Source organism: Streptomyces sp. Tu 2975, from assembly GCF_009832925.1.
GTDB lineage: Bacteria > Actinomycetota > Actinomycetes > Streptomycetales > Streptomycetaceae > Streptomyces.
The window spans coordinates 6,062,784-6,085,588 of record NZ_CP047140.1 but is presented as its reverse complement, the minus strand read 5'-3'; the positions used below and the strand labels follow the sequence as shown (position 1 = coordinate 6,085,588).

At 70.2% G+C, this 22,805-nt stretch carries 23 protein-coding genes and 1 pseudogene; 11 read left to right on the top strand and 13 right to left on the bottom strand.

The window, feature by feature from the left end; all coding sequences use genetic code 11:
- The first annotated feature begins 45 nt into the window (after nucleotides 1-45).
- Nucleotides 46-1,116: a hypothetical protein gene (locus GLX30_RS26985; RefSeq protein ID WP_159693151.1), complete on the top strand. Its 1,071-nt coding sequence runs from the start codon at nucleotides 46-48 to the stop codon at nucleotides 1,114-1,116.
- 18 nt (nucleotides 1,117-1,134) lie between these two features.
- Here the strand turns inward: GLX30_RS26985 and GLX30_RS26980 are convergent, their stop codons facing one another.
- The 9 genes from GLX30_RS26980 to GLX30_RS26940 all read right to left on the bottom strand — a co-directional run bounded on the left by GLX30_RS26980 (nucleotide 1,135) and on the right by GLX30_RS26940 (nucleotide 8,182).
- On the bottom strand, nucleotides 1,135-1,500 hold the full coding sequence (locus GLX30_RS26980; RefSeq protein WP_159693149.1) for a VOC family protein: 366 nt from the start codon (nucleotides 1,498-1,500) through the stop codon (nucleotides 1,135-1,137).
- Nucleotides 1,501-1,553: 53 nt separating this feature from the next.
- Nucleotides 1,554-1,892 carry a metal-sulfur cluster assembly factor gene (locus GLX30_RS26975; protein ID WP_005319013.1) on the bottom strand — a complete coding sequence of 113 codons (339 nt, stop codon included), beginning with the start codon at nucleotides 1,890-1,892 and terminating at the stop codon, nucleotides 1,554-1,556.
- Nucleotides 1,889-2,362 (bottom strand): Fe-S cluster assembly sulfur transfer protein SufU, encoded by a 474-nt coding sequence (gene sufU, locus GLX30_RS26970; RefSeq protein WP_005319012.1) that lies wholly within the window; start codon nucleotides 2,360-2,362, stop codon nucleotides 1,889-1,891. Before sufU ends, GLX30_RS26975 begins: the two co-directional genes overlap by 4 nt.
- A 12-nt stretch (nucleotides 2,363-2,374) precedes the next feature.
- Nucleotides 2,375-3,631, bottom strand: coding sequence for a cysteine desulfurase (locus GLX30_RS26965; RefSeq protein WP_159693147.1), 1,257 nt, complete (start codon nucleotides 3,629-3,631; stop codon nucleotides 2,375-2,377).
- Nucleotides 3,628-4,395, bottom strand: coding sequence for a Fe-S cluster assembly ATPase SufC (gene sufC / locus GLX30_RS26960; RefSeq protein WP_159693145.1), 768 nt, complete (start codon nucleotides 4,393-4,395; stop codon nucleotides 3,628-3,630). The genes GLX30_RS26965 and sufC overlap by 4 nt, the downstream gene beginning before the upstream one ends.
- A 7-nt stretch (nucleotides 4,396-4,402) precedes the next feature.
- Nucleotides 4,403-4,720, bottom strand: a complete 318-nt coding sequence (locus GLX30_RS26955) for a non-heme iron oxygenase ferredoxin subunit (protein WP_159693143.1) — start codon at nucleotides 4,718-4,720, stop codon at nucleotides 4,403-4,405.
- Complete coding sequence (sufD, locus tag GLX30_RS26950; protein ID WP_159693141.1) at nucleotides 4,720-5,916, bottom strand: Fe-S cluster assembly protein SufD; 1,197 nt, start codon at nucleotides 5,914-5,916, stop codon at nucleotides 4,720-4,722. Before sufD ends, GLX30_RS26955 begins: the two co-directional genes overlap by 1 nt.
- A 62-nt stretch (nucleotides 5,917-5,978) precedes the next feature.
- Entirely contained in the window at nucleotides 5,979-7,400 is a 1,422-nt protein-coding gene (sufB, locus tag GLX30_RS26945) for a Fe-S cluster assembly protein SufB (RefSeq protein ID WP_005319002.1), read from the bottom strand.
- The gene (locus tag GLX30_RS26940) at nucleotides 7,397-8,182 is read right to left on the bottom strand and encodes a metalloregulator ArsR/SmtB family transcription factor (RefSeq protein WP_159693139.1); all 786 of its coding nucleotides are present in this window, start codon (nucleotides 8,180-8,182) and stop codon (nucleotides 7,397-7,399) included. The genes sufB and GLX30_RS26940 overlap by 4 nt, the downstream gene beginning before the upstream one ends.
- A gap of 216 nt (nucleotides 8,183-8,398) precedes the next feature.
- Between GLX30_RS26940 and GLX30_RS26935 the strand changes: the two genes are divergently transcribed.
- From GLX30_RS26935 to GLX30_RS26920, 4 genes are read left to right on the top strand one after another with little or no spacing between them, the layout of a single operon-like run.
- Nucleotides 8,399-9,325, top strand: coding sequence for an ABC transporter ATP-binding protein (locus tag GLX30_RS26935; protein WP_159693137.1), 927 nt, complete (start codon nucleotides 8,399-8,401; stop codon nucleotides 9,323-9,325).
- A complete protein-coding gene (locus tag GLX30_RS26930; protein ID WP_159693135.1) occupies nucleotides 9,322-10,089 on the top strand; it encodes an ABC transporter permease in 768 nt (255 codons plus the stop codon). The genes GLX30_RS26935 and GLX30_RS26930 overlap by 4 nt, the downstream gene beginning before the upstream one ends.
- Nucleotides 10,090-10,147: 58 nt before the next feature.
- The gene (locus tag GLX30_RS26925; protein ID WP_159693133.1) at nucleotides 10,148-11,326 is read left to right on the top strand and encodes a hypothetical protein; all 1,179 of its coding nucleotides are present in this window, start codon (nucleotides 10,148-10,150) and stop codon (nucleotides 11,324-11,326) included.
- Between the two features lie 4 nt (nucleotides 11,327-11,330).
- Nucleotides 11,331-12,323, top strand: a complete 993-nt coding sequence (locus tag GLX30_RS26920) for a COX15/CtaA family protein (RefSeq protein WP_159693131.1) — start codon at nucleotides 11,331-11,333, stop codon at nucleotides 12,321-12,323.
- A 204-nt stretch (nucleotides 12,324-12,527) separates the two neighbouring features.
- Here GLX30_RS26920 and GLX30_RS26915 read toward each other — a convergent pair whose 3' ends face one another.
- From GLX30_RS26915 to GLX30_RS26905, 3 genes are all read right to left on the bottom strand, one after another.
- Nucleotides 12,528-13,616, bottom strand: coding sequence for an amidohydrolase family protein (locus GLX30_RS26915; protein ID WP_159693129.1), 1,089 nt, complete (start codon nucleotides 13,614-13,616; stop codon nucleotides 12,528-12,530).
- Nucleotides 13,617-13,682: 66 nt separating this feature from the next.
- Nucleotides 13,683-14,039, bottom strand: a complete 357-nt coding sequence (locus GLX30_RS26910; protein ID WP_159693127.1) for a hypothetical protein — start codon at nucleotides 14,037-14,039, stop codon at nucleotides 13,683-13,685.
- An 82-nt stretch (nucleotides 14,040-14,121) separates the two neighbouring features.
- On the bottom strand, nucleotides 14,122-15,069 hold the full coding sequence (locus GLX30_RS26905; RefSeq protein ID WP_159693125.1) for a heme o synthase: 948 nt from the start codon (nucleotides 15,067-15,069) through the stop codon (nucleotides 14,122-14,124).
- Nucleotides 15,070-15,415: 346 nt separating this feature from the next.
- Here GLX30_RS26905 and tkt point away from each other — a divergent pair, with 346 nt between their 5' ends.
- From tkt to pgl, 5 genes are read left to right on the top strand one after another with little or no spacing between them, the layout of a single operon-like run.
- Nucleotides 15,416-17,503, top strand: coding sequence for a transketolase (gene tkt / locus GLX30_RS26900; protein ID WP_159693123.1), 2,088 nt, complete (start codon nucleotides 15,416-15,418; stop codon nucleotides 17,501-17,503).
- 34 nt (nucleotides 17,504-17,537) lie between these two features.
- Entirely contained in the window at nucleotides 17,538-18,656 is a 1,119-nt protein-coding gene (tal, locus tag GLX30_RS26895) for a transaldolase (RefSeq protein ID WP_159693121.1), read from the top strand.
- Between the two features lie 5 nt (nucleotides 18,657-18,661).
- Nucleotides 18,662-20,194, top strand: coding sequence for a glucose-6-phosphate dehydrogenase (zwf, locus tag GLX30_RS26890; RefSeq protein ID WP_159693119.1), 1,533 nt, complete (start codon nucleotides 18,662-18,664; stop codon nucleotides 20,192-20,194).
- On the top strand, nucleotides 20,191-21,216 hold the full coding sequence (gene opcA, locus GLX30_RS26885) for a glucose-6-phosphate dehydrogenase assembly protein OpcA (RefSeq protein ID WP_159693117.1): 1,026 nt from the start codon (nucleotides 20,191-20,193) through the stop codon (nucleotides 21,214-21,216). The genes zwf and opcA overlap by 4 nt, the downstream gene beginning before the upstream one ends.
- On the top strand, nucleotides 21,213-21,998 hold the full coding sequence (gene pgl / locus GLX30_RS26880; protein ID WP_159693115.1) for a 6-phosphogluconolactonase: 786 nt from the start codon (nucleotides 21,213-21,215) through the stop codon (nucleotides 21,996-21,998). Before opcA ends, pgl begins: the two co-directional genes overlap by 4 nt.
- A 100-nt stretch (nucleotides 21,999-22,098) precedes the next feature.
- On the opposite strand, the gene GLX30_RS26875 is transcribed toward pgl, so the two are convergent.
- A complete protein-coding gene (locus tag GLX30_RS26875; protein ID WP_208545490.1) occupies nucleotides 22,099-22,380 on the bottom strand; it encodes a hypothetical protein in 282 nt (93 codons plus the stop codon).
- Between GLX30_RS26875 and GLX30_RS26870 the strand changes: the two are divergent.
- Nucleotides 22,361-22,795, top strand: a pseudogene (locus tag GLX30_RS26870) (response regulator transcription factor); the annotation flags it as partial. The gene GLX30_RS26875 and the pseudogene GLX30_RS26870 overlap by 20 nt on opposite strands.
- Nucleotides 22,796-22,805: the final 10 nt, after the last annotated feature.

The window sequence follows — 22,805 nt, the reverse complement described above, 5'->3', positions numbered from 1 at the left end:
GCAGGGCACGTACAGATGGACGCAGAACATTCGGGGGGACGACCGATGTCATACGGAAGCACGCCGCCGTACCCAGGCCCGGCGGGCCCGCCCGGCTGGGGCGGCTGGATGCCGCCCCCGCCCAAGCCGGGCGTCGTACCGCTCGGCCCGCTCCGCCTGGGCGACATCCTGGGCGGGGCGTTCGCGACGATCGGCCGGCACTGGAAGCAGCTGCTCGGCATGGCGTTCGCCGCCTACGGCCTGGCGCTCGGAGCCATCGCCGCGGCGATCGGCATCGCCTACGCGGCGCACGCCGACCGGCTCGAGCACGTGCTGGACGCCGATGCCGCGCCTGGCTGGGACGACGTCGCGCCCGTCGTCTTCACCTTCGGAGCGGTCTACGTCTTCGGCCTCTTCGTGGTGCTCGTCGCCAACGCGCTCGTCTACGCGAGCTGCCCCGCCGTCCTCCAGGACGCGGTGCTGGGCCACCCTTCGACCTTCGGCCGGGTGTGGCGCCGCAGCACCCGACGGGTCTGGTCGGTGCTCGGCGCCGTCCTGCTCACCTCACTGATCGTGGCGGTCCCGATGGTGTTGATCGGGACCGCCTTCGTGGCCGCCGTCATCACCCTCATCACGATGTCCTCGGATGCCGGTGGTTTCGGCTGGCTGATCCTGATCGGCTTCCTCGGTGCGCTGGCCACGGGTCCGCTGGCGGTCTGGCTCTGGGTGAAGTTCTCCCTCGCGCCGGCCGCCGCCGTCTTCGAAGGACAGGGAGCGGTCGCGGCGCTGACCCGCTCGTCCCGGCTGGTCCGCGGCGACTGGTGGCGGATATTCGGCATATCGCTGCTGGCCTACGGCATGGCGGCGGTGGCGAGCTATGTGATCCAGCTGCCGTTCTCGTTCCTCAACCTCCTCGGCCCGGGCCTCACGGAGGACGTGTCGACGAGCGGTGCCGCTCTGACCGTCGTCATCACCTCGATGGTCTTCTTCCTCGTCACCGTGCTGATCGGCCAGGCCCTCACGGCCGCGTTCCCGCAGCTGGTGGTGAGCCTTCTCTACGTCGACCGGCGCATCCGCACCGAGAACCTCGCCCCGTCCCTCGCCGAGGCTGCTGCGGCGCCTCCAGCCGCGTACTAGGCCCTGGCAACGCTCCAGCTAGTCGAGCAGCGTCTTCTTCGGCCTCAGCACACAGAACTCGTTGCCCTCGGGATCGGCGAGGACGACCCAGGTGGCTTTCTCGCCCTGTCCGACGTCGACCTTGCGGGCGCCCAGACCGATGATCCGCTCCACCTCTGCGTCCCGGTCGTCCGGGCTCAGGTCGAGGTGGAGCCGGTTCTTGGCGGCCTTGCGCTCCGGCACGGTGAGGAACACGATGCCGGGCAGCGCGCTCGGCCCGGCACCGATGACGATCTCTTCCGGGTCCTCGTAGAGGATGTGCCAGTCGAGCACCTCGGCCCAGAACCGGGCGAGTGTCGGGGCGTCCTCGCAGTCGATCGCGATCTGATACAGAGAAACGGCCATGCCCGCCAGTGTGCCTGGCAGGCATGGCCGTCGCCGTCCGTTTCCGGGAAGCGTCAGACGTTGAAACCGAGCGCTCGGAGCTGCTCCCGGCCGTCGTCCGTGATCTTGTCCGGGCCCCACGGCGGCATCCAGACCCAGTTGATCTTCAGCTCGTTGACGATGCCGTCGGTCGCGGCCTTCGCCTGGTCCTCGATCACGTCGGTCAGCGGACAGGCCGCCGATGTCAGCGTCATGTCCAGCGTCGCGACGTTGGAGTCGTCGATGTGGATGCCGTAGATGAGGCCGAGGTTGACGACGTCGATGCCCAGCTCGGGGTCGACCACGTCGTACAGCGCCTCGCGGACCTCCTCCTCGGACGCCGGCTTCGTGAGGGTCGTCTCGTTCTCGCTCATGCGGTCTTCCTCGCAGCCTTGTCGCGGTCTTCGCCCATCGCCTGGGCCGTCGCGTCCTTCCACGCCATCCAGCTCAACAGCGCGCATTTCACACGGGCGGGGTACTTGGAGACGCCGGCGAACGCGACCGCGTCCTCCAGCACCTCCTCCATCGCGTCGTCCGGCTCGATCTGCCCCTTGGACTGCATCAGCTCCAGGAAGGTGCCCTGGATCTTCTGCGCCTCCGCGAGCTCCTTGCCGACCAGAAGTTCGTTCAGGACGGAGGCGCTGGCCTGGCTGATGGAACAGCCCTGGCCCTCGTAGGACACGTCCTCGATACGCGAGCCGTCGTACTTCACACGGAGGGTGATCTCGTCGCCGCACGTCGGGTTGACGTGGTGCACCTCGGCGTCGCCGTCCCGCAAGCCCCGCCCGTGGGGGTGCTTGTAGTGGTCCAGGATGACGTCCTGGTACATCGAATCCAGCTTCACAAGTCGCCGCCTCTACCCGAAGAAGTTACGGACGTGCTCCAGGCCGTCGACCAGAGCATCGACCTCTGCCGGCGTGGAGTACAGATAGAACGACGCCCGCGTGGTCGCAGGAATTCCGTACCGCAGGCAGACGGGGCGCGCGCAGTGGTGACCCACGCGCACCGCGATGCCCTGCTCGTCGAGGACCTGGCCCACGTCGTGCGGGTGGATGTCACCGAGCGTGAAGGAGATGGCCGCGCCGCGGTCCTCGGCCGTGGCAGGGCCGATGATCCGCAGGTCGGGGACCTCCAGCAGCCGCTTCACCGCGTACTCGGTGAGCGCGTGCTCATGCTGGGCGATCTTGTCCATGCCGATCGAGCTCAGGTAGTCCACGGCCGCGCCGAGGCCTACGGCCTGGGCGATCGGGGGCGTGCCCGCCTCGAACTTGTGCGGCGCGGGAGCGTAGGTGGACGAGTGCATCGAGACGGTCTCGATCATCTCGCCGCCGCCCAGGAACGGCGGCAGGTCCTCCAGGAGCTCCTGCCGGCCCCACAGCACACCGATACCGGTCGGCCCGCACATCTTGTGGCCGGTGAAGGCCACGAAGTCGGCCTGCAGCGCCTGCACGTCCAGCACCATGTGCGGCGCGGCCTGCGAGGCGTCGATCAGCACCAGCGCGCCGACGTCCTGCGCCCGGCGGACGATCGCCTCGACCGGGTTGACCGTGCCCATGATGTTGGAGACCAGCGTGAAGGAGACGATCTTCGTCTTCTCGGTGATGACCTCTTCGATGTTCGACAGGTCGAGCCTGCCGTCGTCGGTGAGACCGAACCACTTCAGCTTCGCGCCGGTGCGCTGCGACAGCAGCTGCCACGGGACGATGTTGGAGTGGTGCTCCATCTCCGTGATGACGACCTCGGTGTCGCTGTCCACGCGGTAGGGCTCATCGGCCCAGCCCAGCATGTTGGCGACGAGGTTGAGCGACTCCGAGGCGTTCTTGGTGAAGATCACCTCGTCCCGGCTCGGCGCGTTGATGAAGGCGGCGACCTTGTCGCGGGCACCCTCGTACAGCGCCGTGGCCTCCTCGGCGAGCACGTGCACGCCGCGGTGGACGTTGGCGTTGTGCTGCTCGTAGTACTCGCTGAGTACGTCGATCACCTGGCGCGGCGTCTGGGAGGTCGCCGCGTTGTCCAGGTAGACGAGCTTCTTGCCGTCATGGAGCACCCGATCGAGGATCGGGAAGTCCTTACGGATCGCCTCTGTGTCCAGGAGGCCCGGCAGTGTGATCACGCGGTGACGCCTCCCTTGGTGGTGTATGCCTCGTAGCCCTCGTTCTCCAGCTTGTCGGCGAGCTCGGGGCCGCCCGACTCGACGATGCGGCCGTTCGCGAAGACGTGCACGTGGTCGGGCTTGATGTAGCGCAGGATGCGCGTGTAGTGCGTGATCAGCAGGGTGCCGACCTCGCCGCTCTCGCGGACGCGGTTGACGCCCTCGGAGACGATCCGCAGCGCGTCGACGTCCAGGCCGGAGTCGGTCTCGTCGAGGACCGCGATCTTCGGCTTGAGCAGCTCGAGCTGGAGGATCTCGTGGCGCTTCTTCTCACCGCCGGAGAAGCCCTCGTTGACGTTGCGCTCGGCGAAGGCGGGGTCCATGTTGAGGCGTTCCATGGCCTCCTTGACCTCCTTCACCCAGGTACGCAGCTTGGGGGCCTCGCCACGGATGGCGGTGGCGGAGGTGCGCAGGAAGTTGGAGACCGACACGCCGGGGATCTCGACCGGGTACTGCATGGCGAGGAAGACGCCGGCGCGGGCGCGCTCGTCGACGCTCATCTCCAGGACGTCTTCGCCGTCCAGGGTGACGGTGCCGCTGGTGATCGTGTACTTGGGGTGGCCGGCCAGCGAGTAGGCGAGGGTCGACTTGCCGGAGCCGTTGGGGCCCATGATGGCGTGGGTCTCGCCCTGCTTCACGGTCAGGTCGACGCCCTTGAGGATCTCCTTCGTGGCGTTGTCGGCCTCGACGGAAACGTGCAGGTCGCGGATTTCAAGCGTTGCCATGGGTGACTCAGGACTCCTGGGTGACGGAGACGAGCACATCGTCCCCTTCGATCTTGACGGGGTATACGGGGACGGGGCGCGTCGCGGGAAGGCCCGACGGCTTGCCGGTACGGAGGTCGAAGGCGCTGCCGTGCAGCCAGCACTCGATCTGGCAGTCGTCCACCTCGCCCTCCGAGAGGGAGACGTTGGCGTGCGAGCAGATGTCGTGGATGGCGAACACCTCGCCCTCCGTGCGCACCACGGACACCGGCGTGCCGTCGAGTTCCACCCGCTTCGGGGTGTCCTCCTCCAGCTCGCTCAGCGCACAGGCTTTGACGAAGGCCATCAGGCGGACGCCTCCAGTACCGACGCCTCCAGCTCGGCGTCGATCTTGGCGAGCAGGCGCTCCTCGACGTCCGGCAGACCGATCTGCTGGACCAGCTCGGCGAAGAAGCCGCGGACGACGAGGCGCCGGGCCTCGGCCGCCGGGATGCCGCGGGCCATCAGGTAGAACAACTGCTCGTCGTCGAAGCGGCCGGTGGCGGACGCGTGACCGGCGCCGGCGATCTCGCCGGTCTCGATCTCGAGGTTCGGCACCGAGTCGACCCGCGCACCGTCCGTGAGGACCAGGTTGCGGTTCATCTCGTAGGTGTCGGTGCCCTCGGCCACGGCGCGGATGAGCACGTCGCCGATCCACACCGCGTGCGCGTCGTCGCCCTGCAGCGCGCCCTTGTAGACGGCGTTCGACTTGCAGTGCGGCATGTTGTGGTCCACGAGGAGGCGGTGCTCCTGGTGCTGGCCCTTGTCGGTGAAGTACAGGCCGAAGAGCTCGGCCTCACCGCCGGTGCCGGCGTAGGAGACGCGCGGGTGGAGCCGCACGACGTCGCCGCCGAAGGTGACCACGACCGACTTGAAGGAGGCGTCCCGACCGACCAGCGCGTTGTGCTGGGCGATGTGGACGGCCTTGTCGTCCCAGTCCTGGACCAGGACGACGGTCAGCTTGGCGCCGTCGCCCAGGATGTAGTCGACGTTCGCCGCCAGCACGGCGTCGCCGGTGTGGTCGATGACCACGACCGCCTCCGCGAAGGCGCCGAGCTCGACGACCTGGTGGCCGAAGGCCGTGCCGCCCTCTCCGTGCACCGCGATGCGGATCGGCTCGGCGAGCTGCGTCTCCTTCGGCACGGTCACGACCGTGGCCTGCTCGAAGGAGGAGTACGCCTGGGCGGCGACCCGGTCCACCGGCGTGCCGGCCTTGCCGAGCCGCGCGTCGTCGCGGCCCACGGTCTCGACGGTGACGCCCTCGGGGGCGTCGATGTCGACCTTGATCCCGTTGCCGGTCGCGACGGCGGTGCCGTCGTGCAGACCGGCGAGGCGCTCCAGCGGCGTGAACCGCCACTCCTCCTCACGGCCGTGCGGGACCGGGAAGTCCGCCACGTCGAAGGACGGGGGCGCACTCATACGGGTGGCGACGGTCGACTCGGCGGCCACCGCGATCGAGCCGGCGGTGGTGGAGCCCACCGGGATGTTCTGAGCCTCAGCCATGGCTGTCGTCTTGCTCTCTTCCTACGTCAGAAGTCAGTCGCTGCTTGCGGTCCCGGAAGGCGTCAGCCCACCGAGCCCTCCATCTGCAGCTCGATCAGCCGGTTGAGCTCCAGCGCGTACTCCATGGGGAGTTCCTTGGCGATCGGCTCGACGAAGCCGCGCACGATCATCGCCATCGCCTCGAACTCGGTCATGCCGCGGCTCATCAGGTAGAAGAGCTGGTCCTCGGAGACCTTGGAGACGGTCGCCTCGTGACCCATGGAGACGTCGTCCTCTCGGACGTCGACGTACGGGTAGGTGTCCGAGCGGGAGATCGTGTCGACCAGCAGCGCGTCGCAGAGCACGTTGGACTTCGCGCCCGGCGCGCCCTCGCCGATCTCGATCAGACCGCGGTAGGACGTACGGCCGCCGCCTCGCGCCACCGACTTGGAGACGATGTTGGACGAGGTGTTCGGGGCCATGTGGACCATCTTGGCGCCGGCGTCCTGGTGCTGGCCCTCGCCCGCGAAGGCGATGGACAGGGTCTCGCCCTTGGCGTGCTCGCCCATCAGGTAGACGGCGGGGTACTTCATGGTCACCTTGGAGCCGATGTTGCCGTCGACCCACTCCATGGTCGCGCCCTCGTACGCCACGGCGCGCTTGGTGACCAGGTTGTAGACGTTGTTCGACCAGTTCTGGATGGTCGTGTAGCGGCAGCGGCCGCCCTTCTTGACGATGATCTCGACCACGGCGCTGTGCAGCGAGTCCGAGGAGTAGATCGGGGCGGTGCAGCCCTCGACGTAGTGGACGTAGGCGTCCTCGTCGACGATGATCAGCGTCCGCTCGAACTGGCCCATGTTCTCCGTGTTGATACGGAAGTAGGCCTGCAGCGGGATGTCCACGTGGACGCCCTTGGGGACGTAGATGAACGACCCGCCGGACCACACGGCCGTGTTCAGCGACGCGAACTTGTTGTCGCCGACCGGGATGACCGTGCCGAAGTACTCCTGGAAGAGCTCCGGGTGCTCCTTCAGCGCGGTGTCCGTGTCGAGGAAGATGACGCCCTGCTCCTCCAGGTCCTCGCGGATCTGGTGGTAGACGACCTCGGACTCGTACTGCGCGGCGACACCGGCGACCAGGCGCTGCTTCTCCGCCTCCGGGATGCCGAGCTTGTCGTAGGTGTTCTTGATGTCCTCGGGCAGCTCCTCCCACGAGGCGGCCTGGGCCTCGGTGGAGCGCACGAAGTACTTGATGTTGTCGAAGTCGATGCCGGAGAGGTCGGAGCCCCAGCTGGGCATGGGCTTCTTGTCGAAGAGGCGCAGACCCTTCAGCCGCAGCTTCAGCATCCACTCCGGCTCGTTCTTCTTCGCGGAGATGTCGCGGACGACGTCCTCGGAGAGACCGCGCTTGGCCGCGGCACCCGCCGCGTCGGAGTCGGCCCAGCCGAATTCGTACTTACCCAGACCCTCGAGTTCGGGGTGGGCAGTCTCCGTGGGGAGAGTCATGCGGGGTTCCTCCCGGCCGTGCTTGCAGAAGCTGATGGTGTGGTGCGGGTCTGTGTGGTGCTGTCGCCGGGCGGGTCGCCCGGTGGGGGCGAGGTGCCGCCCTGGGGCGGCGCACCGCGCGGGATGAACGTGGTGCAGACGCCGTCGCCGTGGGCGATGGTGGCGAGCCGCTGCACGTGTGTCCCGAGGAGGCGCGAGAAGACCTCGGTCTCCGCCTCGCACAGCTGCGGGTACTTCTCGGCCGCGTGGGCGACCGGGCAGTGGTGCTGGCAGAGCTGCTCGCCGACCGGCGCGCTGCGGGCCGTAGCAGCGTACCCGTCGGCGCTCAGGGCCTTCGCCAGCGCTTCCGTACGCTCCTCGGGCGCCGCGGCCTCGACGGCCGCGCGGTAGGCCACGGCCTGCGCCGCGATCCGGTCCCGGGCGAAAGCGGCGACGGCCGCCTCTCCTCCGGCGTTCTCCTCGATCCACCTGAGGGCGTCGACGGCCAGAGTGTCGTACGACTGGTCGAAGGCGTCCCGGCCGCAGTCCGTCAGGGCGAACACCTTGGCGGGCCTGCCGCGGGTGCGGGCGCCGTAGACGCGCTGCTCGCGCGCCTCCACGACGTTCTCGGAGACGAGGGAGTCGAGGTGCCGGCGGACGGCTGCCTGGGTCAGCCCCAGACGCCCTGCGAGATCGGCCACGGTGGACGGTCCGTGGTCCAGGATGGAGCGCGCGACACGGTTGCGCGTCGAACGCTCACCGGTCGCGAGTTCCTCCTGGGGGGCCTCGCCGACGTTTTTCACAACGCCATTGTTGCGTAATTCCTCAGAGAGTGACAAGCGGCGTCCCGATCACCGCCCGGTGCCGTACATCACTTAGGCATACCTAAGCTGACCTGCGGAAATGATCAACTGGAGGGCTGAAGCCCTGGTGAGGCCCCCTGGGCCGCGCGCCGGTCCGGACGGGCGGCCCGGGACCCGCGGGCCGGTCACCGTCGGCGCCCGCCTAGACTTCCCGGCATGCTGAGCGAGCCTGCCGTCCGGATCCGGGGCCTGGTCAAGCGGTACGGACCCAAGACCGCCGTGGACGGCCTGGATCTCGATGTCGCACCCGGCTCCGTGACCGCCGTCCTCGGGCCCAACGGGGCCGGCAAGACCACCACGATCGAGACCTGCGAGGGCTACCGCCGCGCCGACGGCGGCACTGTGCGGGTCCTCGGCCTGGACCCGGTCGCCGACGCCGCGCGACTGCGGCCCCGCGTCGGCGTGATGCTCCAGTCGGGTGGCGTCTACTCCGGCGCCCGCGCCGACGAGATGCTCCGCCACATGGCCTCCCTGCACGCCCGCCCCCTGGACGTGGACGCCCTGATCGAGCGCCTCGGCCTCGGCAGCTGCGGGCGCACGACGTACCGGCGGCTCTCCGGCGGCCAGCAGCAACGCCTCGCGCTGGCCATGGCCGTGGTCGGCCGCCCCGAGCTGGTCTTCCTCGATGAGCCCACCGCCGGTCTCGACCCTCAGGCCCGCCGCGCCTCCTGGGAGCTCGTCCGCGAACTGCGCGCGGACGGTGTCACCACCGTGCTGACCACGCACTTCATGGACGAGGCCGAGGAACTCGCCGACCACATCGCGATCATCGACGCCGGCCGGGTGGTCGCCCAGGGCAGCACGGAGGAGCTGTGCCGCGGCGGCGCGGAGAACACCCTGCGCTTCACCGGACGCCCCGGACTCGACGTCGGCTCACTGCTCAAGGCGCTCCCCGACGGCTCGGCGGCGGCGGAGCTCACACCGGGCGAGTACCGGATCACCGGCGAGGTCGATCCGCAGCTCCTTGCGACGGTCACCTCATGGTGCGCCCAGCACGGCGTACTGCCGCACGGCATCTCGGTGGAGCGGCACACCCTCGAGGACGTGTTCCTCGAGCTGACGGGCAAGGAGCTGCGCGGATGAGCGCCGGCACGTACACACCGGCGCCCGGCGCCGCACCGCTGGGCCGCATGATCGTCTCGCAGGCCGCCTTCGAGACGAAGATGCTGCTGCGCAACGGCGAACAGCTGCTGCTCACCGTCGTCATCCCGTCGCTGGTGCTGGTGCTGTTCTCCACCGTCGACGTCGTCGACACCGGAGAGGGACGGGCGGTCGACTTCCTCGCCCCCGGTGTCCTCGCACTGGCCGTGATGTCCACCGCCTTCACCGGCCAGGCCATCGCCACCGGGTTCGAGCGCCGCTACGGGGTGCTCAAGCGGCTCGGGGCCTCACCGATCCCCCGCTGGGCCCTCATGACCGCCAAGACGCTCTCCGTCCTGGTCACGGAGCTCCTCCAGGTGGTCCTTCTGACCGTCATCGCGTTCGCGCTCGGCTGGTCGCCGCAGGGCGGCCCTCTCGCCGTACTGCTGCTGCTCGTCCTCGGCACCGCCGCCTTCTCCGGCCTCGGCCTGCTCATGGCCGGCACGCTCAAGGCCGAGGTGACCCTCGCGGCTGCCAACCTCGTCTTCCTGCTGCTGCTCGTCGGCGGCGGGGTGATCGTGCCGCTGGACAGGTTCCCCGACGGCGTCGCGTCCGTGCTGGGACTGCTGCCCATCTCCGCGCTCTCCGACGGACTTCGTGACGTCCTCGGACACGGAGCGGGCATGCCGTGGGGCAATCTGGGCATCCTCGCCCTCTGGGCGGTGCTCGGACTGGGCGCGGCCGCCCGGACCTTCCGCTGGGAGTGACACGCGCGCCGGGACGACCCTGCCGAGACCCGCACGGAGCGCACGGTGGGAGGCCTGGATGGAGCGAGCTGCCGCGCTGCGGCTGGACGCGGAGTGGGCGAAGGTCAGGACCGGCAGGCCCGTGTCCTCGTCCGGGACGCGGATGCGGATGCTCACCGAGCTGATCGCCGCGCTCGCCCCGCACGCCGAGGACGACCTCGCCCTCTCCGCACGGCTGAGCCTGCGGTACGGGGACCTGGCCCGGCACCACTTCGACACCGGCCGGCGCGCCGACGCGCTCAGCGCCGTCGACAAGGCCGTCCGGCACTGCGCCGAGCCCGCCCGGCACGACGACGAGCACGCCCGCTGGTACGCGCGGGCGCTGATCAGCCAATCGGTGTACCTCGCCGAGCCGCTCAGCGACGAGCTGGGTTTGCCTCGCTACGCGTTCCGCCCTCACGGCGAACAGCCGTGCGCCGAGGACCGCCTGGCCGGACTTGCCGCGGTGGAGGCCACCCACCGGGCGATCGCCGTCTGGGAGCGGCTCGACCTCTCCGACCCGGTCAACCGCGAAGGCCTCGCCCAGGCGCACGTCTTCCTCGGCGACCGCCTGGAGGAACTCGGCAGGCCGGTGGACGCGGCGGAATGGGCCGTACGGGCCGAACGGGAGTTCCACACGCTCTGGCAGCCGCCCGACCCGGCCGAGCGCGCCCACGCCGCGATGCTCGAGCACCTCGGTGACCAGCTCGAACGCCGCCTGCGCCGCTGCCCGTTCGAGGGCGGTCTGACCCAGCTGCACAAACGCGAGCTGCTCCCGCGGCGCCTGCTCCCGCTCGCGGTCCTGTCCGCACGGATCGACGGCGTGGCGCCGGAAGAGGTCGCGCAGGGCCTCGGACTGGACCGCGCCGAGGTGGACCGGATCCTGCGCGCCAACTCCTGGCGGGCCGTGTGGCGGTTCGACGTGCGCCGGGCCGACGGCTCCTGGGAGCCGCTGGCGCATCCCTGGCGCGGCATGGACGCGGTCACCGACTGCACGGCGGAGGCGGTGGCCGCGGAACTGACGGACGCCTTCCTCCACTCGCCCGACGTGCCGCCCGAGCCCACGGGGTGGCGTTTCGCACTGTGGTGGGACGAGGAGGACCACCTCGACGGGTCCCGCTTCCGCATGACGTCCGCGCCGGCGTCCAGGACGCCGTCGACGGGGGCTTCGGCGCCTCCGCCGTCACCCTCCCCCGTGCCCTCCGCGGACCCCTCGTGAAACCGTGCACAAGGGCCCGCTTACGATAGGGCCCGTGCAGACCCCCCTCGCCTATATCGCCCAGCGCTGGACACCGTCGCCCAAAATCCTGCGGCGTGCCGCGCTCTCCGCCATCGTGATGACCGTCGTCATCATCGTCACCGGCGGCGCCGTACGGCTCACCGGCTCCGGCCTCGGCTGCGACACCTGGCCCAAGTGCACGGACGACAGCCTCTTCGCCACACCCGAGCAGGGCCTCCACGGCGCGATCGAGTTCGGCAACCGGATGCTGACGTACGTCCTGTCGGCGGCCGTCGGCTGGGCGATCATCGCGGTGCGCGCCGTGAAGCCGCGGCGACGCGGTCTCACCAGGCTGGCCTGGGTTCAGTTCTGGATCGTCATGGGGAACGCCGTCATCGGCGGCGTCACGGTGTGGGCGGGTCTCAACCCGTGGTCCGTGGCCGGCCACTTCCTGCTGGCCAACGCGCTGCTCACGGTCGCGACGGTCACCTGGGTGCGCACCCATGAAGGCGACGGCGCACCGCGGCCGCGGGTCCCGCGGCCGGTCCGCAGGCTGTCCTGGGCGATCGTCGCGGTCTCCGCGGTCCTGATCACCCTCGGCACCACGGTGACCGGCTCCGGCAAGCACGCGGGCGACAGCAGCGACGTCCCGCGCATGCCGTGGGACTGGTCCGCCGCCGCCCACGTCCACGCGATCGCCGCGTGGGTGGTGTGTGCGCTGGCCGTCGCGATGTGGCTCGTCCTGCGCGTGGTCGACGCCCCCGACGACACGCGCGCCCGCGCCCGCGACCTGCTGCTGGTGGTGCTGCTCCAGGGCGTGCTCGGCTACGTCCAGTACTTCACCGGGGTGCCGGAGCTGCTGGTCGGCGCGCACATGCTCGGTTCCTCGCTGATGTGGATCGCGGTGCTGAGGCTGGCGCTGAGTCTGCGGGAGCGGGAGGCACTGCCGCTGCCGACCACGACGCCGCGGGGCGCTGACGCCCTGACCTCGGCCTGACCGCCCGGGGTCCGTCCCCTCCCCGCCCTTCCCGAAGCGGGGGCTTGGCCCCCGTCCCCGGACCGCGCTCCGCGCGGTGCCCGCAATCTCCCCCTACGGCCTGGCGGCCGTGGGACGCAGGCCCGGACGTGGCTGAGGCGCGGGGGTCCGGGGGTGGAGCCCCGGGGTTACGGGAAGGGGAACAAGTCCGGCGCAGGCGTCGCGTCAGCCCGTCAGCCCGTACACCCGCCCCGCGTTCCCCGCCGCCAGCATCGTCACCACCCGCTCCGCGTCGCCCCGCGACCACGCGCCGTCCGCGACCCAGCCGCCGAGCACCCGGCCGAGCGCGTCGCGGAAGGACCGCGCTCCCACGACATGGAGCTCCGGCAGGCCCCGCGCGCCGCTGGAGAACAGGAGCTTGCCGAAGGGTGCGAGTTCGAGGATCTCCGCCAGGACCGCCGCCGCCCTCGCCCCGGTCTGCCCGAGGGCGGGGCCGAGGTCGGCGTAGACGTGCGGGTACGCGCCGGCGAGTTGCGCGGCGCTGCGGTGGTGCGGGTAGCCGTGCAGCAGGACCAGGTCCGTGCCGAGGCCGGCGGTCGCCGCGGCGAACCCCGCGAGCGACATCGGGTCCCGTACGCCGATGTGCAGTTGCAGCGGCAGGCCCGTGGCGAGGGCGGCCCACAGCAGGTGCCTCAGCAGGACCGGATCGGTGAGCGGGTCGCCCACCCTGCGGCCGGCGAGCCAGCGGCCGGCCGCTCCGCGTACCTCGCCGGGTCCCGGTGGCTCCGGCCGGTCCGCCGGCCGGCCGGCGGCGACGGTGGTGAAGGCGACGGCCGAGCCGGCTGCCCCGTGGACGGCCTCCGCGAGGTTCGCGAGGAAGGATTCGACGGTGCCCGAGGTGTCCGCGACCTGCTCCGCGAGCAGCTCGAGGCGGACGATCTCGCGCGCCTGGGCCGCTCCGGCCGCGGCGAGTTCCGCGGGGCCCGCGAGGTCCCCGGGCAGGCCGGTGTCCACGAGGTAGGTGGCGATCCCGGTGCCCCGCAGAAGGCGTCTGCCCGCCTCGACCACTCCGAGCTCGCGACGGCGGGCCAGGTAGTGGGCGGGCGGGCAGTGCGGTTCGAGCCCCAGCAGCGGCGGGCACCAGCGCCGGACCGCGAAGCCGGTCTGGGTGTCGAAGAAGGTGGTGCCGGAGGCCGGTGGGGCCCCGGCGGCGGGGCCCAGGTACGTCTCGAAGGTGCCGAGGCCCAGTTCCGTGCGGAGCACCCCGTGGCAGTACTGGTCGACCAGACGCACAGAGGACGCGGCGTCGATCATCGGGAGCTCCCTGTCTAGGACCGTGCTTCCACAGTCCTAACGGGTGAGCACCGCGTGAGGTGTTGGTCAGGCGTTGGAAGGGCCGCCGACCTGGATGCCGGCCATGCGGCTCCACTCGTACGGGCCGGTGCGGACCTTCGCGGCGAAGTCGCCGTCGAAGGACTCGTGCAGCGTGATCCCGGACTTCTCCGCGGCGCTGACGGCGACGGCGTGGCTCGGTGCCACGAGGTCTCCCCAGGCGCCGTCCTCGCCGACGAGCACGATCCGGGTGCCCATCTGGCCGAGGTGGGCGAGCTGGCCCTCGGCGCCGCCGTGTGCGCCGGCGAAGGCCTTGATCTGCTTGGCGAGTTTCGCGGCCTTGCGCTCGGCGCGGGCGTCGGCGGCCGGCGAGGACGCGGTCTCTTCAACCTTGGTTTCTGCCATGAACCGCATGCTACTCGCGGGTAGATCGACTGGCGACGGCAGAACCGAGTGGCCTCGGCCACCTTGCGGGCGGCGGCTGCCGTCAGCGCAGGAAGGGGTCCACCGCGACGGCCACGAACAGCAGCGACACATAGGTGATGGACCAGTGGAAGAGGCGCATCTCCTTGAGCTTGCCGCCCGTCTCGCCCGCCTTCGCCCTGCTCTGCAGCGCGTGCGCCTCCCACAGCCACCAGCCGCCGGAGACCAGCGCGACCGCCGTGTAGAACCAGCCGGTGTAGCCGAGGGGCGTCAGCAGCAGCGAGACGGCGACCATGACCCAGCTGTAGAGGACGATCTGCCGGGCGACGACCCTGTTGCCCGCGACGACCGGGAGCATCGGCACACCGACCCTCGCGTAGTCGTCCTTCACCTTCATCGACAGCGGCCAGTAGTGCGGCGGCGTCCAGAAGAAGATGACGAGGAAGAGGATGACGGCTGCCCACGACATCGAGTTCGTGACCGAGGACCAGCCGATCAGGACCGGCATGCAGCCGGCGATGCCGCCCCAGACGATGTTCTGCGCGGTGCGGCGCTTGAGGATCATCGTGTAGACGACGACGTAGAAGAGCAGTGCGCCGAGCGACAGCGCGGCCGACAGCCAGTTGACCAGCAGCCCGAACCAGAGCGTGGAGACCACGGCGAGGGTCAGTCCGAAGACGAGGCCTTCGCGCGGGGACACCATGCCGGTGACGAGCGGCCGCTGCGAGGTGCGGTCCATCAAGGCGTCGATGTCGCGGTCGATGTACATGTTGAGCGCGTTGGCGCCGCCGGCGGACAGGTATCCACCGAGGCACGTGGCGAGCACGAGCCACAGGTCGGGAACACCCTGCTCGGCAAGGAACATCACCGGAACGGTGGTGATCAGCAGCAGTTCGATGATCCGCGGCTTGGTCAGTGCCACGAACGCCTTGGCGCGGGCCCCGAACGGCCGATGGCCCCCCGGGCCGGTAGCCAGGACGACCCCCGCGGGTCGGGACTCGACGGCCGTCACGCACACCCCTGACAGAGAAATCCCAGCAAGTCTCTGGGAGTGCCTCCCACGCCCGAAGGGCAGTGGGTGGAGTGAAGACCCGGTAAGACTTGCGCGTACCACGCCACTCTAGACGCTGCCCGTACGCCGATCTTCGCGGGGGTCGACTCGTGTTGAGCGCCGGAGCGACGCCGGGCGTATACAACGCCGACAGGCGGGGAACACCCGGTGCCCGCACCCTGACAGTGTCCAATGGGAAAGACGCGTGACCGAAAAGGTGCGCGTTGCTGCGAGGGTAGGCTCGACAGCGCCCGGTACACGCCTCTGTCACCGGGATTCGACATGTGGAGAGGAGCCCTGACTCAGGGTGAGCACCAAGCCGACCACCACAGACCTCGAGTGGACCGCGTTGGACCAGCGGGCAGTCGACACCGTCCGCGTCCTGGCCATGGATTCCGTACAGAAGGTCGGCAACGGCCATCCGGGTACGGCCATGAGCCTGGCCCCCGCCGCGTATGTGCTCTTCCAGAAGCTGATGCGGCACGACCCCGCGGACGCCGACTGGACCGGCCGTGACCGGTTCGTCCTGTCCGCCGGCCACTCGTCGCTGACGCTCTACATCCAGCTCTACCTGGCGGGCTACGGCCTGGAGCTGGACGATCTGAAGGCGTTCCGCACCTGGGGCTCTAAGACCCCCGGTCACCCCGAGTACGGGCACACCACGGGCGTCGAGACGACGACGGGGCCGCTCGGCCAGGGTGTCGCCAACGCCGTGGGCATGGCCATGGCCGCCCGCTACGAGCGCGGCCTGTTCGACCCGGACGCCGAGCCCGGCACGTCCCCCTTCGACCACACGGTCTGGTGCATCGCCGGTGACGGCTGCCTCCAGGAGGGCATCTCGGCCGAGGCCTCCTCGCTGGCCGGTCACCAGAAGCTCGGCAATCTGGTCCTGCTGTGGGACGACAACCACATCTCGATCGAGGGCGACACGGAGACGGCGGTCTCCGAGGACACCCTCCAGCGCTACGAGGCGTACGGCTGGCACGTCCAGCGCGTCCAGCAGCTGGAGAACGGTGACCTCGACCCGGTCGGCCTCTACAACGCACTGAAGGCCGCGCAGGCCGAGACCGAGCGCCCGTCCTTCATCGCGGCCCGCTCGATCATCGCCTGGCCCGCCCCGCACGCCCAGAACACGGAGGCCGCACACGGCTCGGCGCTGGGCGACGAGGAGGTCGCGGCCACCAAGCGCGTCCTGGGCTTCGACCCGGAGCAGAGCTTCGAGGTCTCCGACGAGGTCCTCGATCACACCCGTGGCGCTCTCGACCGCGGCCGTGAGGCCCGCGGCGAGTGGGAGAAGACGTTCGCCGCGTGGCGTACGGCCCACCCGGAGCGCGCAGCCGAGTTCGACCGGATCCGCTCGGGCGAGCTTCCCGAGGGCTGGGAGGACGCGCTGCCGGAGTTCGAGACGGGCAAGGGTGTCGCCACCCGTGCCGCGTCCGGCAAGGTCCTCCAGGCGCTCGGCGCGGTCGTGCCCGAGCTGTGGGGCGGCTCCGCCGACCTGGCCGGTTCGAACAACACGACGATCGACAAGACGTCGTCGTTCCTCCCCGCGGGCAACCCGCTGCCGGAGGCCGACCCGTACGGCCGGACCATTCACTTCGGCATCCGCGAGCACGCGATGGCCGCAGTCATGAACGGCATCGCTCTGCACGGCAACACCCGCGTCTACGGCGGCACCTTCCTGGTGTTCTCCGACTACATGCGCAACGCCGTGCGGCTCTCCGCCCTGATGCACCTGCCGGTCACCTACGTGTGGACGCACGACTCGATCGGCCTCGGCGAGGACGGCCCGACCCACCAGCCGGTGGAGCACCTGGCATCGCTGCGCGCCATCCCGGGCCTGAACATCGTGCGCCCGGCCGACGCCAACGAGACCGCGATCGCCTGGCGCGAGATCCTCAAGCGGTACACCAAGGAGTTCGGCAAGGGCGCCCCGCACGGCCTCGCGCTGACCCGCCAGGGCGTGCCGACCTACGAGTGCAACGAGGACGCGGCCAAGGGCGGCTACGTGCTCCTCGAGGCCGAGGGCGGCGACGCCCAGGTGGTGCTGATCGGCACCGGCTCCGAGGTCCAGCTGGCCGTCGGCGCCCGTGAGCAGCTCCAGGCGGCCGGTATCCCGGCCCGTGTGGTCTCCATGCCCTCGGTCGAGTGGTTCGAGGAGCAGGACCAGGGGTACCGGGACTCGGTGCTTCCCCCGTCGCTCAAGGCGCGAGTCGCGGTCGAGGCCGGCATCGGTCTGACCTGGCACCGTTACGTCGGTGACGCCGGACGCATCGTCTCGCTGGAGCACTTCGGCGCTTCCGCGGACGGCAAGGTCCTGTTCCGCGAGTTCGGTTTCACCGCCGAGGCCGTGGCCGCCGCAGCGCGGGAATCGATCGAAGCCGCCGCGCGCTGACGCCGGTATACGACAAGTAGGAGATGCAATTCTCATGACAGACGCACTCAAGCGCCTCTCCGACGAAGGCGTCGCGATCTGGCTGGACGACCTGTCCCGCACCCGGATCACCTCCGGCAACCTCGCCGAGCTGATCGACCAGCAGCACGTCGTAGGTGTCACGACCAACCCGTCGATCTTCCAGAAGGCGATCTCGGACGGTCACGGCTACGACCAGCAGCTGGAAGACCTCGCGGCCCGCAAGGTGACCGTCGAGGAAGCCATCCGCATGATCACGACGGCGGACGTCCGTGACGCCGCCGACGTGCTGCGCCCGGTGTTCGACTCGACGGGCGGCCAGGACGGCCGGGTCTCCATCGAGGTCGACCCGCGTCTCGCGCACAGCACCAAGGCGACCGTCGCGGAGGCCAAGCAGCTCGCCTGGCTGGTGGACCGTCCGAACACCTTCATCAAGATCCCGGCCACCAAGGCGGGCCTGCCGGCGATCACCGAGGTCATCGGCCTCGGTATCAGCGTCAACGTCACGCTGATCTTCTCGCTGGAGCGCTACCGCGAGGTCATGGACGCCTACCTGGCCGGTCTGGAGAAGGCGAAGGCCGCGGGCCTGGACCTGTCCAAGATCCGCTCGGTGGCCTCGTTCTTCGTGTCCCGTGTGGACACCGAGATCGACAAGCGGCTGGACGCGCTGGGCACCCCGGAGGCCAAGGAGGCCCGCGGCAAGGCGGCCCTGGCCAACGCCCGCCTCGCCTACGAGGCGTACGAGGAGGTCTTCTCCTCCGACCGCTGGGCCGCGCTCGACAAGGCGCAGGCCAACAAGCAGCGCCCGCTGTGGGCCTCGACCGGCGTCAAGGACAAGGCGTACAAGGACACCCTGTACGTGGACGAGCTGGTCGCCCCCGGCACCGTGAACACCATGCCGGAAGCCACGTTGAACGCGACCGGCGACCACGGGCAGATCACCGGTGACACCGTCCGTGGCACCTACGAGCAGTCCCGCGCGGAGCTCGAGGCCGTGGAGAAGCTCGGGATCTCCTACGACGAGGTCGTCCAGCAGCTCGAGGACGAGGGCGTCGAGAAGTTCGAGGCGGCCTGGACCGACCTGCTCAAGTCGACCGAGGCCGAGCTCAAGCGCCTCGCACCCTCGGAGGGCTGAGCGACTTGTCCGGTATTGGCGGAGCCAACCCGCTCCGTGATGCTGCAGACCGACGGCTCCCGCGTATCGCGGGGCCGTCGGGCCTGGTCATCTTCGGCGTCACGGGCGACCTTTCGCGCAAGAAGCTGATGCCAGCCGTCTACGACCTCGCGAACCGGGGGCTGCTGCCGCCGGGCTTCTCGCTCATCGGCTTCGCCCGGCGCGAGTGGGCCCACGAGGACTTCGCGCAGGAGGTCCACGACGCGGTCGAACAGCACGCGCGCACGCCGTTCCGTGAGGAGGTCTGGCAGCAGCTCATCCAGGGGATGCGGTTCGTCCAGGGCACCTTCGACGACGACGACGCGTTCGAGCAGCTCAAGTCCACCATCGAGGACCTCGACAAGGTGCAGGGCACAGGTGGCAACTTCGCGTTCTACCTCTCCGTGCCGCCGAAGTTCTTCCCCAAGGTCGTCCAGCAGCTGAAGAAGCACGGGCTGGCGGACCAGAAGGAGGGTTCCTGGCGGCGCGCGGTCATCGAGAAGCCGTTCGGCCACGACCTGGTCTCCGCCAAGGAGCTCAACCAGGTGGTGCACGAGGTCTTTCCGCCGAACGAGGTCTTCCGTATCGACCACTACCTGGGCAAGGAGACCGTCCAGAACATCCTGGCGCTGCGGTTCGCCAACACGCTCTTCGAGCCCATATGGAACCGGTCGTACGTCGACCATGTGCAGATCACGATGGCCGAGGACATCGGCATCGGCGGCCGGGCCGGCTACTACGACGGCATCGGCGCAGCTCGTGACGTGATCCAGAACCACCTTCTCCAGCTGCTGGCACTGACCGCGATGGAGGAGCCCGCCTCCTTCGACGCGGACGCCCTGGCGGCCGAGAAGACCAAGGTCCTCGGTGCGGTGAAGCTCCCCAAGGACCTGGCGAAGAACACGGTCCGCGCGCAGTACACCGCGGGATGGCAGGGCGGCGAGAAGGCCGTCGGCTATCTCCAGGAGGACGGCATCGACCCCAGGTCGAAGACCGACACCTACGCCGCGATCAAGCTGGAGATCGACAACCGCAGGTGGGCGGGCGTCCCCTTCTACCTGCGCACCGGTAAGCGGCTCGGCCGGCGCGTCACCGAGATCGCGGTCGTCTTCCAGCGCGCCCCGCACTCCCCGTTCGACTCCACGGCGACCGAGGAGCTCGGACACAACGCCCTGGTCATCCGCGTCCAGCCGGACGAAGGCGTGACCATGCGGTTCGGCTCCAAGGTGCCGGGCACCTCGATGGAGGTCCGGGACGTCTCGATGGACTTCGCCTACGGCGAGTCGTTCACCGAGTCCAGCCCAGAGGCCTACGAGCGCCTCATCCTCGACGTGCTGCTCGGCGACTCCAACCTCTTCCCGCGGGTGGAGGAGGTCGAGCTGTCCTGGAAGATCCTCGACCCGATCGAGCAGTTCTGGGACGCGAACGGCAAGCCGGCCCAGTACACGGCCGGCACCTGGGGGCCGGACGAGGCGGACGAAATGCTCGCACGAGACGGACGGAGCTGGCGTCGGCCATGAAGATCGACCTTACGGACACCACGGCCAGCAAGATCAACAAGGCGCTGGTGCAGGGCCGCCGAGCGATCGGCACCCCGGCCGTCGGCATGGTCCTCACCCTGGTCATCGTGACCGATGAGGAGAACGCCTACGACGCACTGAAGGCCGCCAACGAGGCGTCCCGCGAGCACCCCTCGCGCACCCTCGTGGTCATCAAGCGGGTCTCACGCTCGCCGCGTGACCGTGCGAAGGCCAGGCTCGACGCCGAGGTGCGGGTGGGCGCCGACGCGGGCACCGGTGAGACGGTCGTGCTGCGGCTGTACGGCGAGGTCGTGGACCACGCCCAGTCGGTCGTGCTGCCGCTGCTGCTGCCGGACGCCCCCGTGGTCGTCTGGTGGCCGGTCAACGCGCCGACCGACCCGGCCAACGACCCGCTGGGATCGCTCGCCCAGCGCCGGGTGACCGACACCTACGCCGCCGAGCAGCCGGTGCGCGAGCTCGCGGCCCGCGCGGAGGCGTACACCCCCGGCGACACCGACCTGTCCTGGACGCGGATCACACCGTGGCGCTCGATGCTCGCGGCGGCGCTCGACCAGGTCACCTGCAAGGTCACCTCCGTCGAGGTGGAGGGCGAGGAGTTCAACCCGAGCTGCGAGCTGCTCGCGATGTGGCTCGCGGACCGGCTGCACGTACCGGTGAGGCGGTCCTCGTCGGCAGGGCCCGGCCTCACCTCCGTGCGGCTGGAGTCCGACTGCGGACCGATCGTGCTGGACCGGCCGGACGGATCGCTCGCCACCCTGTCCATCGAAGGCCAGCCGGACCGTGCGGTCGCGCTCAAGCGACGCGAGACGGCCGAGCTGATCGCGGAGGAACTGCGCCGGCTCGACCCGGACGACACCTACTCGTCGGCACTGCGGTACGGGGTGGAGCGCCTCGCCGCGGCCACGCCGGCCGCGGCGGAGTCGGCTTCGGACCCGGCCGGCAAGAAGGCCGCGCCGACGGCCAAGAAGGCCACTCCCGCGAAGAAGACGGCAGCCCGATGACCGCCGCTCCGCAGCTCGTCGTCCACCGCGACAAGGAACTGATGGCACAGGCGGCCGCGGCCCGGCTGATCACGAAGATCGTGGACGCACAGGCCGCGCGCGGCTCGGCCTCCGTGGTTCTCACCGGCGGCCGTAACGGCAACGGGCTGCTGGCCGCGCTCCGTTCGTCCCCGGCCAGGGACGCGATCGACTGGTCGCGGCTCGATCTGTGGTGGGGCGACGAGCGGTTCCTGCCGTCGAACGATCCGGAGCGCAACGTCACGCAGGCGCGTGAGGCGCTGCTCGACTCCGTACCGCTGGACCCGTCGCGGGTGCACGCCATGCCCGCCTCGGACGGTCCCTACGGCTCCGACGTGGAAGCGGCGGCCGCCGCCTACGCGGCGGAACTGGCCGCGGCGGCGCGCCCCGAGGACCACGGTCCGGTACCGACGTTCGACGTACTGATGCTGGGCGTCGGGCCCGACACGCATGTGGCGTCCCTGTTCCCCGAGCTCCCGGCGGTCCGCGAGACGGAACGCACGGTTGTCGGCGTCCACGGCGCGCCCAAGCCGCCGCCGACCCGCGTCTCGCTCACGCTGCCGGCGATCCGCGCGGCACGTGAGGTGTGGCTGCTCGCGGCGGGCGAGGACAAGGCGAAGGCGGCGGAGATCGCCCTGTCCGGAGCAGGCGAGATCCAGGCGCCGGCGGCGGGAGCGTACGGGCGGGCGCGGACGCTGTGGCTGCTGGACGCGGCGGCGGCGTCCGAGCTGCCGCGCTCGCTGTATCCGCCGGCCTCTGCCTGAGCGGTGTCTCCCGGGGTCCGTTCCGCCACGGTGGCGGAACGGACCTCTGCTTGCGCTGCGGACTGCGGGGCGCCCTCGCCCGCCTCCTGCCGCGGGCCGCTCAGACGTCGCGGCGGTGCACGACGGCCACGGCGACGACCACCGCGACGAGCGACCAGGCTCCATACACGAGCCACGCCTCGATGACCGACACCGGATACTTGCTCACGGCGTGGTCGCGCGCCGGGTTCTGGACCAGGGCTTGCCAAGCCGAGAGCGGCATCGCGTTGCCGATCTCCTTGACCCACCGGTACGTCTCACCCTGGAAGAGCGCCGGCAGCAGCAGGAGTACGCCGACGACCGCGACGATGGGCCAGAGCGCGGCACGCGTCCTCGTCCTCACCACCTTCGACGACGACGAGCACGTCTGCGGCGCGCTGCGCGCGGGCGCGAGCGGATTCCTGGTCAAGGACATGGACCTGGACGACATCCTGACCGCGATCCGCGTGGTCGCCGCCGGCGACGCGCTGATCGCGCCGAGTGTGACCCGTCGTCTCATCGAGGAGTTCGCCGCCCGGCCGGAGCCCGCGGCGGCACCGCGGCAGGGGGCGATCGAGGGCGTCACCGACCGGGAACGCGAGGTGCTCACTCTCATCGGCCGCGGCCTGTCCAACGGCGAGATCGCCGCCAAACTCTGCATCAGTCCGGCCACGGCCAAGGCACACGTGGGGCGGCTGTTCACCAAGCTGGCGGCCCGGGACCGGGTGCAACTGGTCATCATCGCCTACGAGCTGGGCCTGGTGTCGCCATCACGCTGAGCGAGCGCCC